General features: G+C 71.3%; 10 protein-coding genes and 1 pseudogene. 8 read left to right on the forward strand and 3 right to left on the reverse strand.

What is annotated here, in order from left to right:
- Positions 1 to 203 precede the first annotated feature (203 nt).
- Complete coding sequence (locus ABZY11_RS37210; RefSeq protein WP_356483406.1) at positions 204 to 1,028, reverse strand: SAM-dependent methyltransferase; 825 nt, start codon at positions 1,026 to 1,028, stop codon at positions 204 to 206.
- A gap of 233 nt (positions 1,029 to 1,261) precedes the next feature.
- Here ABZY11_RS37210 and ABZY11_RS37215 point away from each other — a divergent pair, with 233 nt between their 5' ends.
- Positions 1,262 to 1,741 carry a GtrA family protein gene (locus ABZY11_RS37215; RefSeq protein ID WP_356483407.1) on the forward strand — a complete coding sequence of 160 codons (480 nt, stop codon included), beginning with the start codon at positions 1,262 to 1,264 and terminating at the stop codon, positions 1,739 to 1,741.
- Between the two features lie 639 nt (positions 1,742 to 2,380).
- Complete coding sequence (locus tag ABZY11_RS37220; protein WP_356483408.1) at positions 2,381 to 3,733, forward strand: hypothetical protein; 1,353 nt, start codon at positions 2,381 to 2,383, stop codon at positions 3,731 to 3,733.
- Between the two features lie 19 nt (positions 3,734 to 3,752).
- Here ABZY11_RS37220 and ABZY11_RS37225 read toward each other — a convergent pair whose 3' ends face one another.
- Entirely contained in the window at positions 3,753 to 5,885 is a 2,133-nt protein-coding gene (locus ABZY11_RS37225; protein ID WP_356483409.1) for a tetratricopeptide repeat protein, read from the reverse strand.
- A gap of 359 nt (positions 5,886 to 6,244) precedes the next feature.
- On the opposite strand from ABZY11_RS37225, the gene ABZY11_RS37230 reads away from it, so the two are divergent.
- The gene (locus ABZY11_RS37230; protein ID WP_356483410.1) at positions 6,245 to 8,050 is read left to right on the forward strand and encodes an AAA family ATPase; all 1,806 of its coding nucleotides are present in this window, start codon (positions 6,245 to 6,247) and stop codon (positions 8,048 to 8,050) included.
- 2 nt (positions 8,051 to 8,052) lie between these two features.
- On the opposite strand, the gene ABZY11_RS37235 is transcribed toward ABZY11_RS37230, so the two are convergent.
- A complete protein-coding gene (locus tag ABZY11_RS37235; protein ID WP_356483411.1) occupies positions 8,053 to 8,889 on the reverse strand; it encodes a maleylpyruvate isomerase family mycothiol-dependent enzyme in 837 nt (278 codons plus the stop codon).
- Positions 8,890 to 9,116: 227 nt separating this feature from the next.
- On the opposite strand from ABZY11_RS37235, the gene sph reads away from it, so the two are divergent.
- The 5 genes and pseudogenes from sph to ABZY11_RS37260 all read left to right on the forward strand — a co-directional run.
- On the forward strand, positions 9,117 to 10,097 hold the full coding sequence (gene sph, locus ABZY11_RS37240; protein ID WP_356483412.1) for a sphingomyelin phosphodiesterase: 981 nt from the start codon (positions 9,117 to 9,119) through the stop codon (positions 10,095 to 10,097).
- An 86-nt stretch (positions 10,098 to 10,183) separates the two neighbouring features.
- Positions 10,184 to 10,381 (forward strand): hypothetical protein, encoded by a 198-nt coding sequence (locus tag ABZY11_RS37245; protein ID WP_356483413.1) that lies wholly within the window; start codon positions 10,184 to 10,186, stop codon positions 10,379 to 10,381.
- 76 nt (positions 10,382 to 10,457) lie between these two features.
- Positions 10,458 to 11,183 (forward strand): response regulator transcription factor, encoded by a 726-nt coding sequence (locus tag ABZY11_RS37250; RefSeq protein WP_356483414.1) that lies wholly within the window; start codon positions 10,458 to 10,460, stop codon positions 11,181 to 11,183.
- Positions 11,164 to 13,182 carry a HAMP domain-containing sensor histidine kinase gene (locus ABZY11_RS37255; RefSeq protein WP_356483415.1) on the forward strand — a complete coding sequence of 673 codons (2,019 nt, stop codon included), beginning with the start codon at positions 11,164 to 11,166 and terminating at the stop codon, positions 13,180 to 13,182. The genes ABZY11_RS37250 and ABZY11_RS37255 overlap by 20 nt, the downstream gene beginning before the upstream one ends.
- A gap of 125 nt (positions 13,183 to 13,307) precedes the next feature.
- Positions 13,308 to 13,627, forward strand: a pseudogene (locus tag ABZY11_RS37260) (hypothetical protein); the annotation flags it as partial.

Here is a 13,627-nt window from a genome sequence, read left to right on the forward strand (position 1 = left end):
CGAGAAACCAGTCGTTCACCCGTGCGGGATGCGGCTTGGTGGTGTCGATGCGGTCCGCACCGGATCCGTACCCTGTCATCTGGCACTCCCCCTGGTACTGATCAGCTTCCTGCCTCAGAGTCTCGCAGCACTTGCAGCGATCGCCCGGCCGGGCGGACATCGGTCGTCCGGCAGCCGGCCACAGCCATCAGGTTCCGGGGGCGTCATTCCTTGATGCCGATCCCCCCGAAGGCATCGACGTCCGCGGGTACGGTCGCGCTGTCGGCGTCGGGCCGCCACTCGCTGAGCCGGACGAAGCCGGGGTCGAGGATCCGCAGTCCGTCGAAGAGCGTGACGATCTCGTCCGGCTCGCGCACGTAGTACGGCACCGCACCGCTCTCGATGTACGCCTTCTCGGCGGCGATCATGCCCTCGCTGGTGCGCGTCCCGTCGTACATCACGAGGTAGCTGCCGGTCGGCAGCCCGGCCATCAGCCGGCTCACCACCTCACGGGCCTTCACGAAGTCGCCCGCGTGACCGAGTATGCCGAGCAGCATCAGGGCCACGGGCCGGTCGAAGTCGAGGGTCTTCGCCGCCTCGGCGAGGATGGCGTCGGGCTCGTAGAGATCGGCGTCGATGTAGTTGGTGACCCCCTCGGGGGAACTGGTCAGCAGCGCACGGGCATGCGCCAGCACGAGCGGGTCGTTGTCCACGTAGACGATGCGCGACTCGGGCGCGATGTCCTGGGCCACCTGGTGGGTGTTGTCCGCCGTGGGCAGACCGGTCCCGATGTCCAGGAACTGCCGCACGCCCCGCTCCGCCACGAGGTGGCTCACCGAACGCCGCAGGAACTGCCGCCCCGCCACCGCCACGTCCACGAGCCCCGGGAAGAGCGCCTTGATCTGGTCACCGATCTCACGGTCGACCTCGTAGTTGTCCTTGCCGCCCACGAAGTAGTTCCAGAAGCGGGCGGAATGAGGCCTGGTGGTGTCGATCCGGTCCGACACCGGGTTGGCGGGAGGGGTGAAGGACGGCTGCTGCTCACTCATGGAGACCTCCGGACGCGAAAGTGATCAAGCTCTGGCCTTAACCTACCTGGGCGTTGCGAGAGTTATGGCCGTATACGTCACAGAGCACGTCTCTCGCGGTCGGTCCGGGGTGGTTTCGGGGTTGTCCCCCACTCGAACCGAGGGATATCGGGTCGCTCGAACGGCACCGACTCCGTAGGTTCTGGGGGTGGAATCGAATCACCGTTCCCACCCCACCTTCCGGAGGCCCGCCAGTGACCGCCCCAACGCGTCGGCAGACGCGCGACCTTCGCCCGCTCGTCGCGGCCTTCGTGCGGTTCGTCGTGTGCGGTGGCGGGGTCGGGCTGGCGTCCAGCGGGGCGGTCGTGGTGCTCAGCGGGCGAATACCGATGGTGATCGCGAACGCGCTGGTCACCGTCGTCTCCACGGTCGTCGCGACCGAGTTGCACCGGCGGATCTCCTTCCGGAGCGAGCGCAAGGGGTGGGCGGTCCACCTCCGGTCGGGGGTGACGGTCGCCGTCAGCTACGCGTTCACGACGGGGGCGCTGCTCTGCCTCTTCGCCGTGCGGTCCGATCCCTCGCCATTGGTCGCGCAGACGGTCTATCTCTCGGCGTCCGCCCTGGCAGGGGTCGGACGGTTCGCCTTGCTGCGGGTCGTCGTCTTCGGGGACCGGAACCGGGCCGCTTCGCACGACGACACGCTGAGCAAGGCCTCGGTGGCGATGGCTGTGTGACGCCCCTCGATGGCCGGTGCGGCGGTCGTGCTGGTTGACTGTCGTGGCCGGTCGCACGGGCGGCACGGCACCGACGGGTGGTCCGGGGCGGATGAGGGGCGTGCGGATGGAGTACGGGCGGGCCGGGTGGGTTCGGGTGCCGGTGGGGGACGACGCGGCGCGGTGGGCGACCCGTGGGAAGTGCCTGCGGGTGCTGGTCGTCGTGCACAACGTGACCGCCGCGACCCGGCTGCTCGATGTGCTGCCGCTGTTCGACGACGACCTGCGGGTCCAGTTGCTGGTGACCTGTACGGGCTCCTCGGCGTTCGCGGCCGGCACTGCCGAGCTGCTGGCCGACACCGGGGTGCCGGTGCTGCCGTGGGAGCAGGCGGCCGAGACGAGGGTGGATCTGGTCGTCTCCGCCAGCTTCGGTGGTCAACTGGACGTATTTTCCGGGAAGTTGGCTATCCTCTCGCACGGTGTCGGATACACTAAAAGGCTGGCGACACCGGACACCGGACACCGGACACCGGACACCGGACACCGGACACCGGACACCGGACACCGGACACCGGATCTGGGACGGGGACGGGGACGGGGGCGCCTGCGCCCGTGTTCGGGCTTGCGCCTCCGTGGCTGCTGTCGCCCCGGGGCACTCCCGTGGCGGACGCGCTCGTGCTCTCCCACCCCGAGCAGTTCGAACGGCTGCGCATCGCCTGCCCCGAGGCCGCGCCGACCGCCGTTCTCGCCGGGGACCCCTGCTTCGACCGGATGCTCGCCGCACGGCCCCGTCGCGAGCGCTTCCGCCGTGCGTTGGGGGTCCGGCCGGGTCAGCGGCTCGTCCTGATCAACTCGACCTGGAACTCCGAGTCGCTCTTCGGTGACGACACGGAGGTCCCGGGGGAAGGCGGGTGCGGAGGTGATGTCGTCGCCGCCCTGCTGGACCGGGTCGCCGATGAGTTCCCTGTGGACGAATACCGGTTCGCGGCCGTACTGCACCCCAATATCTGGCACGGGCACGGTCCCGGTCAGATCCGTGCCTGGCTCGATCGCGCGCGGCGCGGCGGGATGGCGCTGATCGATCCGCTGAGTGGGTGGCGGCAGGCCCTGCTGGCCGCCGATGCCGTGATCGGGGACCACGGTTCCGTCACCTTCTACGCAGCCGCTCTCGGCACCCCCGTGCTCCTGGGGGCCGTGCCGCTCGACGCCCTGGACCCCGATGCGCCGATCTCCGCGTTCATGCGGGAGGCGCCGAGGCTGGACCCCGACGCGTCCCTGGCGGCCCAGATCGAGGAGCTCATCCGCTGTCACCGGCCGTTGCCGGGCCCCGCCGAGTTCACCACCTCCGTGCCGGGCGAGTCCGCGGTCCGGCTCCGGAAGCTCTTCTACTCGATGATGGGTGCGCCGGAGCCCGCCCGGCCCGCATCACTGGAGCCGCTCCCGCTGCCCGGGTACGAGGCCGGAACGGTCACCGTCCCGTTGCGGGTTCTGTCCCGGGTGCTGGGGCCGGGAGAGGTCGCGGTAAGCCGCTGGGCGGGTCCAGGGCCGGCGGCCGGTCCGGATGCCGACGGTGAACTGCACGTCGCCGTGCACGAGGACACCCGTGACATGGACCAGTTGGATCTGGCCGACGTCATATTCCGGGACGGCGCACCCGACGATCCGCGCTTCGGCTCCCCGTCGATCTGGACCGCCGAGGTGCTCCGCCGCCATCGGGGCTGTGCCCTGGCGGCGTATGTGACCGGCCCGTCCGCGTGCGTGGTCCGGGTGCGTGGGGAGGAACCGCTCCGGATGGTGGCGGTGCCCGGCGCCGATACGGAGGACGTGTCCGCCGCGGACCCCGCCGTGTACGCCTCCGCCCTGCACGCCTGGCTGGCCACGGGCGGTCACGATCCGGCCGCGGCCGGCCGGCGGCTCGTACAGGTGATGAGCGGCGGACTCACCGTACGGACGGGTACCCGGCTCCACCGCGTGCGGGTCGTTCCTCTGACACCTCCAAAAGCAGGGGTCTGAGCGGGGCGGGAAAGCGGGCTCAACCGGTGGCGCAGCTGTCTCGCATGCGCCGGAGATACAGCAGTTGGTACTCGGCGCTCTGCCCGTCCAGCGTCGTGATCGCCTCCTCGATCAGCGGCAGTGCCGCTTCGGCGTTCTCCTCGTCGAGCCGGCTCTCGGCCAGGTCCGTGAGCGTCCGGGCCGTGTTGTACGCGTCGCCGCTCGACCGGAAGAACCGCAGTGCGGTCCCCAGCCTCTCCCGGGCCTCCTCGCGCGGCCCGGTACCGCGCAGCGCCCGTCCGCGATGGCGCTCCAGCAGGGCCCTGGCGCGCGGCAGGTCGGCGGTCCCCTGGTCCTGTTCCCCCATGGTGTCCAGGATGCTGCCCGCCTCCTCGAAGCACTCGTACGCCTCCTCGTACCGCCACTGGCGCAGTCTCAGCAGCCCCAGGAACTCGACGGCCGAGGCGTGGCCCCGCTTGTGGCCCGCCGCCTGCTCGGCCCGCGCCGCCGCCCGTGCCGCGGTCTCCGCCTCCTGCCAGCGCCTCAACTCGGTGAGTGTGTGGGCGAGTTGCGCGTGCAGCGCTCCGGCGTCCGGGCTCGTGGGGCGATGAGTGTCGGCGAGACGCGTCCCGATGCGGAGCGCAGGCAGCAGCATTTCGTGGTGTCCCGCCTTGAGCTGGAGCGGCCACAGGGCACGGCAGAGGCGTACGGCGGTGTCCGGGTCGCCGGACTCCTCGGCGCAGCGCACCGCCTCGACCAGGTTGCCCGCCTCCGCGAGCAGCGCGTCGAGGGCGGCACCCCGGTCCTCGTACCTCGGCCCGTCGCCGTCCTCGGCGGGCTCGGGGACCCGCCAGCTCTCCGGGAGCGCCTGGTGGGCGGCCGAGGCCGCCAGCTCGGCGTAGGCGCTCAGGGTGCGGGCGAGAGCCGCCGAACACGCCGCGATTCCGTCCTCCCGGACCGCTGCCGCCTCGGCGTGCGCGCGAACCGCGTGGCGGTAGTGGTAGCGGTCGTCGGCGGTTCCGGAGGCGCTTCGTTCCAGGAGCATCCGGTCGGCGAGGTCCACCAGGATTTCCGCCGTTGCCCCGGGGTCCCGGTCGGTGGTCCGTGCGGCCGTGGCGGCGTCGAAGGCGGGCCAGCCGCGCAGCGCCATCAGCCGGTACAGCCGGGCGGATTCCGGTGCCAGGAGACGGTAGTTGTCCTCGGCGGCTCCACGTACCGGGTCGCCGTCCGGCTCGGCGCGATGTGCCGGGAGCGTGGGTGCGGAGAGCTGGTGGGCCGCGGCGCGCAGGGCGTACGGGGAACCGCCGCAGCGCTGGAGCAGCGAAGGCAGCGTGGCACGGGCGGCGGCGACCGTGGACTTGTCGGTGATGTCGGTGAGCAGACGCACCGCGTCCCGGTCCGAGAGCGGGCCGACGGGCACGCGCACGGCGTCGATGCCGGGGAACGGGGCCCGGGCGACCAGGATCGTGAACACCCCGGGTGCCGATGTGAGGAAGGGCCTCACCTGCGTGGCGGAGTACGCGTGGTCGAGCACGACCAGGAGTCGGCGGTCCGCCACGCAGTGGCGGAAGAACTCGCCGAGCTCATCGGTCCCGGTCGGCATCTCCTCGTCCGGCACCCGCAGTTGACGCAGCAGGGCACGCAGTACGGTCCCGACGTCGCGTGCGCCGACGGCGCCCCCTCCACCGAGGTCGGCGTAGATCCGGCCGTCCGGGAAGAGGCGGGTCGGCTGTGCTCCGAAGTGCACGGCGAGGGTGCTGGACCCCATCCCGTCGGGGCCGTGCACCAGGGCGAGCCGGGGCCGTCCGTCCGGGCGGCGGGACGCCTCTCGCTGGAGTTGCTTCATCGCCTCTTTGCGGTCCGTGAAGAACCTTATGGAGGCGGGGAGGTTCGACCGCGCGGCCCGGGCCGGGGCCGGGGCTCGGCGCATTCGTGCCGCGAACGCGTTCCAGGAGGCGGCGAGTTGCGGATCCGCGTGGATCCGGTCGTGGACCATGCGGGCCACATCGTCACGTTCGTCCGGGGCCACGGGCGCGGGGACCTCGCGGCCGACGATTCTCCGCACGGCACCGCCGGTGGACTCCCAGGCCCATTTGCCGGCCTCGTTGGCCATCCCCGAGCCGACCGCACCGAGCACCGCCGAAATCGCCGCCACCGAAGTGGGATCCAGCATGTCGCGCACTCCTCGTTCCCGGTGTTCCGCGCGGTGCGCCCTCCCCGGCACCGCCGCTGTCACCGTGCGGACCAACGTTAGCGTCAGACGGGTCGATGTCCCCCGGACATCACGACGGTGATCGTCCGGGCCCGCCGCGGGCCGGCCGTTCACCTGTGCTGAAAGGGACCATTCCGTCGGTGTCCGGGCGGAGTCGCTGATCGGCACCGCTGTCGTGCCGCCGACGCGGTCGAACGGGCTTCGAGAGTGTTCACCGGCCGCCGTGTCGTGTTGGATATCCTGGCGGTTGTTCCAGGTCATCACGGCGAGCCCCGTCGGCCGTCGGCGCGCGGGCCGGGGGCCCGTCGAGGGGAGAAACTGTGCAGGGAGCAGCCGCACGCCGGGGTTCGGCCAAGAAGGCCGAACAGGCTTGGCAGCAGGCAGTGATCCTGCTGAACCAGGGCGATGAAGCGGCCGCCGCCGAACGGTTTTCGCTCGCCGCGGCGCACGATCCGCTGGCCGCCGACGCCTGGCTGGGGCTGCATGCGACCGGGCAGCGTCAGAAGGAGGCGCTGGACGGCATGGTCCGTGCTTCCGGATCCTTCGGCGCGTTGCGTTCAAAGTTCGGGATGCCGCTCCGCTCCCGGTTCCAGCTCGGCCACTACGTCACCTTCCGGCTCGAAAGCGCCCGTGACCTCTGGGTGGCGGCCATGACCTCGCTGCTGGACGCCGGGAAGCTCGACGAGGCCTGGGCCGGGCTGTCCACGGCGCAACTGGACTGCGACGAGACCCGGTTCGTCTGTACGCGGTACGCCTTCCTCAAGGAGGACTGGCCCCTCGTGCTGCGTTTCGCCCCGGGGATCCGTGACGCGTTCCTGCACGACGAGGCGCAGTTGTACGTGGGGGCGGCGCTGTTCGCGCAGGGCGTCTGCCACGAGGCCCTGAACGTGCTGGCGGAGCTGCCGAGGAAGCTGGAGTCCGGGAGCCGTTTCGACGCGGAGGTCAAGTACTTCATGGGCCGCTCCCTGGAGTCGCTGGGCCGGGCGGAGGAGGCGTTGAAGCGGTACCAGTACGCGTTCCGGTGCGCGCCGGGCCTCTTCGATGTGGACGTACGGGCGCAGGCACGTTCGACGGCCCCGACGGCCTCGTCCGTGGCCGGGGCGCCTCCCGCGTCCTCCCCCGCCCCTTCCTCCCCGCCCCCGGCGCGCACCGCCGAGACCCGCACGGCCGCGCCCTCGTCCGGGCCCACGGCCCCCGAGGCCGCTTCGGGCCCGCAGGAGGGCGGCGAGGACGGGCTGTCACGGGAGGAGATGGCGAACCTGCTCGCGGAGGCCCAGCAGGCACTGGACGGCATGATCGGTCTGGAGCCGGTGAAGCGCCAGGTCCTCACGCTGATCGCGCAGCTGCGCATGGCGGCGCTCCGGGAGGAACAGGGCCTGCCCAGCGGCGCCCGGCCCCGGCACTTCGTCTTCGCGGGACCGCCCGGCACCGGGAAGACCACTGTCGCCCGCATCATCGGCAAGGTCTTCGCCGGGCTGGGGCTGCTGCGTTCCGGCCATGTCATCGAGGCCCAGCGTGTCGACCTCGTCGGTCAGCATCTCGGGTCCACCGCCATCAAGACCAGCAAGGTCATCGACTCCGCCCTGAACGGCGTGCTGTTCATCGACGAGGCGTACGCCCTGTCCAACAGCGGGTACAGCGGTGGCGACGCGTTCGGCGACGAGGCGCTCCAGGTGCTCCTGAAGCGGGCCGAGGACGACCGGGACCGGCTCGTCGTCGTACTCGCCGGATACCGCGAGGAGATGACCGGTCTGCTCGCCGCCAACCCGGGCCTGGTGTCCCGGTTCAACACGCGCGTCGACTTCCCCTCGTACTCCGCGCAGGAACTGCTCCTGATCGCCCGGTCCGTCCTGTCCGGTCAGGGTGACGAACCCGACGAGGAGGCGGCCGCCGCGCTCGGTGCCCTCTTCGCCTCGGCCGTGGACGGCGGCATGGCCGACACCCTGGGCAACGCCCGCTTCGCCCGCGAGCTCTGTCAGAAGGCTGCCGCGCAACGGGATCTGCGTCTGTATGCCGAACACGCGGGTGGTTCGACACCCACCAGGGCAGAGATCGTCACCGTGCTCACCCAGGACGTGATGGCGGCCCACCAGGAGCTCATGGAGTCCCACGGGAACCCGGCGTAGCGTCAGGGCGCCTTGAACAGCCCCGGGAATCGGGGGGCGAGCCAGGGTTTGCGGCCCCGGGCGAACACCCGGCCGCAGGCGATGGCGCCCAGCGGGTCGGTGCGTCCGAGCGCCATCAGGAAGAAGGTGACCGGCTCGATGAGGATGGTGCAGTCCGGGCGGACCGGCGGCCGAGAGGTGGCGGTTGCGGCGCCGTCGGTGAATGTGACGCCGAATCGGGCGCCGCCCCACAGACGGATCGTGTAATCGGCGGTGAGCCGGGCGGTGTTGGTGGCATCGGTGACCCTGGGCATCGCCGTGATCAGGAACGGCAGGGACAGGTCGACGCGGGTGCGGTCGATCATGTGACGGCACCCCAGCGCACGCGCGAGGTCGTAGCCGTGGCCGAGCATGTGTGTCAGCAGATACGAGCCCAGCACCGCCCGGCTCATCGGCCCCAGCGGCGTGATCACGGTCCCGGCTCCACCGCCGGTCCCGGTGCTGTTCGTGGCGTACTGGTCGACGGCGGTGAGGTAGGCGTCCGTGTGCGCCACGATCAGGCCGGCCAGCGGCTCGGCGGCCCGTTCCTCGAACTCCGCGAGGGCACGCTCATTGGCGGCGGCCAGGCTCTGCGGCGTTCCGTCCCCGTAGCCGCGTTCCTGCCCGGCCGCGAGGTCGGCCATCAGCTCGTTGGCCTGCGCCAGATGCGCCGCGGCCTCCCCCACGGTCCACTCCGAACCGGGCACCGGAACGCTCGTGTCGGCAACCCCGCGCAACACCGCCGCGATCTCCTCGGCCGTGGCCCGCAGAGCGTCGCCGAGCCCCTCGGGCAGCGTGCCCCGTGCATCACGTCCGGTCACCGACTCCACGCTTCTCCCTCTTCGGCCGAGCCGGCCTGTCTGCTGTGAACAGGCCGCCCGTGGTACGCCCGCGGTACACAAGACCAGGCAACGGGGCCCGCGACAAGAGCCGGCCGCTCATTCGTACAGTTGCGGCAAGGCTGACGGCACCCGATGTCTACCCATGAGTAACTCCCCCTGCTTCGATGGGCGGCACCACCTTCCCCCCTCCCGCACCAGGAGAACCTGTGCCGCAAACCGCGATCCGTCGTCTCTCCGGCGCAACTCTGGCCGCCGCGCTCGCCGCGGCGGCGCCGGCCGTCAACGCACCGCAGGCATCGGCGGCGGAGACTCCTTCGCTGCGCGTCCTCACGTACAACACGTTCATTTTCAGCAAGACCCTGTACCCGAACTGGGGCCAGGACCACCGCGCCGCGGAGATCCCGAGGACGTCGTTCTTCCAGGGCAATGACGTCGTCGTGCTCCAGGAGGCGTTCGACAACTCCGCCTCCGACGCCCTGCTGCGCGATGCCTCCGCCCAGTACCCGTACCAGACGCCCGTGGTGGGCCGGAGCAAGAGCGGCTGGGACGCGACCGGCGGGGCGTATTCGGCCGTCACCCCGGAGGACGGCGGTGTCACGGTACTGAGCAAGTGGCCCATCGTCCGCAAGGAGCAGTACGTCTACAAGGACGCCTGCGGCAGCGACAGCTGGTCCAACAAGGGGTTCGCCTACACCGAACTGAACGTCCGCGGTGTACGGGTCCATGTCGTGGGGACCCACGCGCAGTCGACCGACTCCGGATGCAAGGCGGGCGAAGCCGCCGCGAAGCGCAGCCTTCAGTTCAAGGAGATCGACGCCTTCCTCGACGCCAAGAACATTCCGGCCTCCGAACAGGTCATCGTGGCAGGGGACTTCAACGTCGACTCGCACTCCTCGGAGTACGCCTCGATGCTCACCGACGCGGGACTGGCCCCGGCCGCCGCCCGCACCGGGCACCCGTACTCCTTCGACACCCGGGACAATTCGATCGCGGCCGACCGCTACCCCGACGATCCCCGCGAAGACCTCGACCACGTGCTGCACCGCGCCGGGCACGCGGCGCCGTCCGGGTGGACGAACGACGTGGTCAAGGAGCAGAGCGCGCCCTGGACCGTGTCCAGTTGGGGCACCAGCTACACGTACACGAACCTCTCGGACCACTACCCGGTGGTCGCGTCGGTGCGGTAGCGCGCCGTCTCGTCCGGCGTCCCCGGGAGGGGGCGCCGGACGAGCGTTGCCGTACGAGCGTCAATGCCTCGCTGTACGGTGCGTTCATGGACATGAATGACCCGCAGGAGGTAGGCATCGCGTTCGGCGCGATGATCCTGGGCGCCACCGTGAGTACCGAGCCGCCCGACCCGTCGTCCCCGCTCGGGCGGATACGGGCGTTCACCGCCGAGCACGGCGAGGAGGCGCTCAGGCCCGAGCATTTCGATGCCGCCCGCGCCGGACAACCGCTGCCACCCCCGTGAGCGGCGCGGGCCTGGCACCGAACCGCGCGGTCCGGCGCCATGAGTGGTCCGCAGGTGGTCATCTACGATCGTCCGCGTGTGCGCAAACGTCATAGTCGCCGAAGACGACGAGAAGCAGGCCGAACTCGTACGCCGCTACCTCGAACACGAGGGCCACGCGGTCACGGTCGTCGGTGACGGCCTCGCGGCTCTCGCCGAGGTCCGGCACCGGGAGCCCGATCTGCTGGTGCTCGATGTGATGATGCCGCGGGCCGACGGCCTGGACGTCGTACGTGTGCTGCGGGCCGAGCACCGGGAGCTGCCGGTGCTGATGCTGACGGCCCGCAGTACCGAGGACGACCTGCTGCTGGGGCTGGATCTCGGTGCGGACGACTACATGACGAAGCCGTACAGCCCGCGTGAGTTGATGGCCCGCGTACGGACACTGCTGCGGCGCAGCCGGCGAGGCGCGCAGGGCGCCGAGCCTGCCGCGGATCAGGCGCTGAGAGTCGGTGCGCTCGTCGTCGACCCGGACCGGCACGAGGTGTCCGTGGAGGGCCGGTCCGTGGACTGCACACCAGGTGAGTTCCGGATCCTCGCCGCCATGGCGACCGAGCCCGACCGGGTCTTCACCCGGCAGCGGCTCCTTGAGGAGCTGCACGGCTTCGACCGGTACATCAGCTTCCGCACGGTCGACGTGCACATCATGAACCTGCGCAAGAAGATCGAACCCGCGCCGCGTCGGCCGGCCCGGCTGCTCACCGTCTTCGGGGTCGGCTACAAGCTGACGGACCCGGCAAGGAATGCTTCGCGTGCGCCGTGACCAGCGGCGGACCCGGCCACCGCTCCGCAAGAGCCTGTTCGGCCGTCTGCTGGCAGTGTCCGTGCTGGTGGCCGCCTGTTCGGTGGCCGCCACCGCCTGGCTCGCCGTACAGACCACGTCCGGCGCCATCAAGCAGGAGCAGGGCCAGAATCTCACCGCCGACGCCCGGATCTACAACACCCTGCTCGGATACGCGGCGGGCCACCCGACCTGGGACGGCGTCGAGAGGACCGTGCGCGACCTGGCCCGGCAGTCCGGCCGGCGGATCACTCTCACCACTGAGCAGCGCCACCCCCTCGCCGATTCCGCCGCCCTGTCGTCACCGCCCGCGCTGCCACCTCAGGCCTCGGCGATCGTCGACCCGCTGTCCGTGGACACCGCCCTGTCCCGGACGACCGACCGGGCGGGAGGCTCGGCCGACCGCGTCGACCCGCGCGCGGTCGGTCCGTTCCAGCTGTCCGCCGCCGAACGCACCGCGCTGCAGCACGCTGCCGACCGGAGCGCGGCGTGCCTGAGCCGGATCGGGATCGCGGCGGATGTGGTCAGAGGTCCGAGCGGACGCCCGCGCGTGGAGATCGTGGGCAATGATCCGGACCGCGTGCAGAACACCCGGTGCACGACCGACGAGCTGGATTCCCCGACCGCGACCGAACAGAAGGCCCTGGACGCGCTCAACCAGCTCGCCAACGCCTGCCTGAAACGCCAGGACCGTCCGCGCATCCAACTCGATCTGGACCTGTCCTGGGGAGATGTCTCCGTACCGGAGGCCGCCGCCCCTCCCGCCACCGTGATTCCCCTGGCCTCGCCGGCGCCGAGCACCCGCACCGGCGAGGACGACCGGGCCACCGCCTCCTGCGTGGACACGGCCCGCCGGGAACAGCTCAGCTCCTATGTCGCCTCGCCCGCGCTGCTGTTCATCGGCGACGAGGGCGGCACGACCGTTCCCGGTTTCGACCTCTCCCCCACGAACACCGCGAAGATCGCGGGCACCGCGGCACTCGTCCTGGCACTCACCGTCGGAGCCACGGTGCTCGCCGGGTCCCGACTCGTACGGCCGCTTCACGCCCTGACGGGCGCGGCACAGCGGATGCGGGACGGGGAGGACTCCGCGCCCGTGCTGGTCAGCGACGACAACGAGATCGGCCGGCTCGCCGCAGCCTTCAACGACATGGCCGACCACCGCGCGCGTCTGGAGGCGCAGCGAAAGGACATGGTCAGCGACGTCGCCCACGAACTGCGCACCCCGCTGAGCAATATCCGGGGCTGGCTGGAGGCGGCGCAGGACGGCCTGGCGGAGCCCGACCCGGCCTTCATCGCCTCGCTGCACACGGAGGCGGTGCAGTTGCAGCACATCATCGACGACCTCCAGGATCTCGCCGCCGCGGACGCCGGTGCCCTGCGTCTGCACCCCGAGCCGGTACGTATTGAGGACGTGCTCGCACAGGTCGCCGCGGCGCACCAGGCTCGGGCCGAGACCGCCGGGGTGGCACTCTCGGCGCTGCCGGCGGCGGCCGACGCGCCCTCCCCCGAGTTGTGGGCCGACCCGGTCCGGCTGCGCCAGGCCATCGGCAACCTGGTATCCAACGCCGTACGTCACACCCCGTCGGGCGGACAGGTGACGGTGCGCGCGTACGGCGCGGGGGTGTCGACGGACGAGTCGGCGGCCGACGGGGAGGTCATGGTCGAGGTCGCCGACACGGGCAGCGGCATCTCGGCGGAGCACCTGCCGCATGTCTTCGACCGCTTCTGGCGCGCCGAGAAGTCGCGCAGCCGCCGCACCGGGGGCAGCGGGCTGGGGCTGGCGATCGTGCGGAAACTCGTGGAGGCGCACGGAGGCTCGGTGAGTGCGGTCAGCGTCGAGGGGCAGGGCTCGGTGTTCACACTCCGACTGCCTGCAGGCCCGGCTGGCCAGGTCGGCCCCCAAGGTGTCACCGGTCCGGCAAAAGCCCGGCCGCAACCGGCGGGCGCAGACGCCACGAACGACGCGGACCAGGCCTGATGCGATGACCACAACGTTCTGACAGCTTCTTCATAACTTCACGCCAGCCTGTCGGCATGCCTCGTGTCCCGGTGCGAACCGGCACCCGGGCACCATCGAGGCCGACCTGGAATGGAGCGATGTCCATGCCCCACCGACTGTCCCTGCGCACCGCCGTCCTCGCCGCCGTCGCGGCCGGCGCGGTGCTCGTACCATCCGCCGCCTTCGCCGACTCCGCACCCTCGCCCACGGCGCCGGCTGTGGAGAAGTCCGCTCCAGCCCGCGTGGACCTCAGCGCCACCGCCGAGCCCAAGGAGAACACGCGGCGGCCGGTGACGCCCCGTGGCGGTGTCGCCGCGGGTGAAAGCCCGGCCCCGGCACGGACCAAGGCAGAGCCCATCGTCAAGCGTCTGGGGGACGCCGCACCGCGCGGGGGCGTGGCCGCCGGTGAGCGACCGGACGGCAC

The organism is Streptomyces sp. NPDC006510 (assembly GCF_040611955.1).
Classification (GTDB): Bacteria; Actinomycetota; Actinomycetes; order Streptomycetales; family Streptomycetaceae; genus Streptomyces.

Bases quoted from the DNA above. Each gene is read 5' to 3' on its own strand.
- ABZY11_RS37210 (WP_356483406.1), bottom strand. From the start codon at position 1,028: ATGAGTGAGCAGCAGCCGTCCTTCACCCCTCCCGCCAACCCGGTGTCG.
- ABZY11_RS37225 (WP_356483409.1), bottom strand. From the start codon at position 5,885: ATGCTGGATCCCACTTCGGTGGCGGCGATTTCGGCGGTGCTCGGTGCG.
- ABZY11_RS37245 (WP_356483413.1), top strand. From the start codon at position 10,184: ATGGACATGAATGACCCGCAGGAGGTAGGCATCGCGTTCGGCGCGATG.
- ABZY11_RS37255 (WP_356483415.1), top strand. From the start codon at position 11,164: ATGCTTCGCGTGCGCCGTGACCAGCGGCGGACCCGGCCACCGCTCCGC.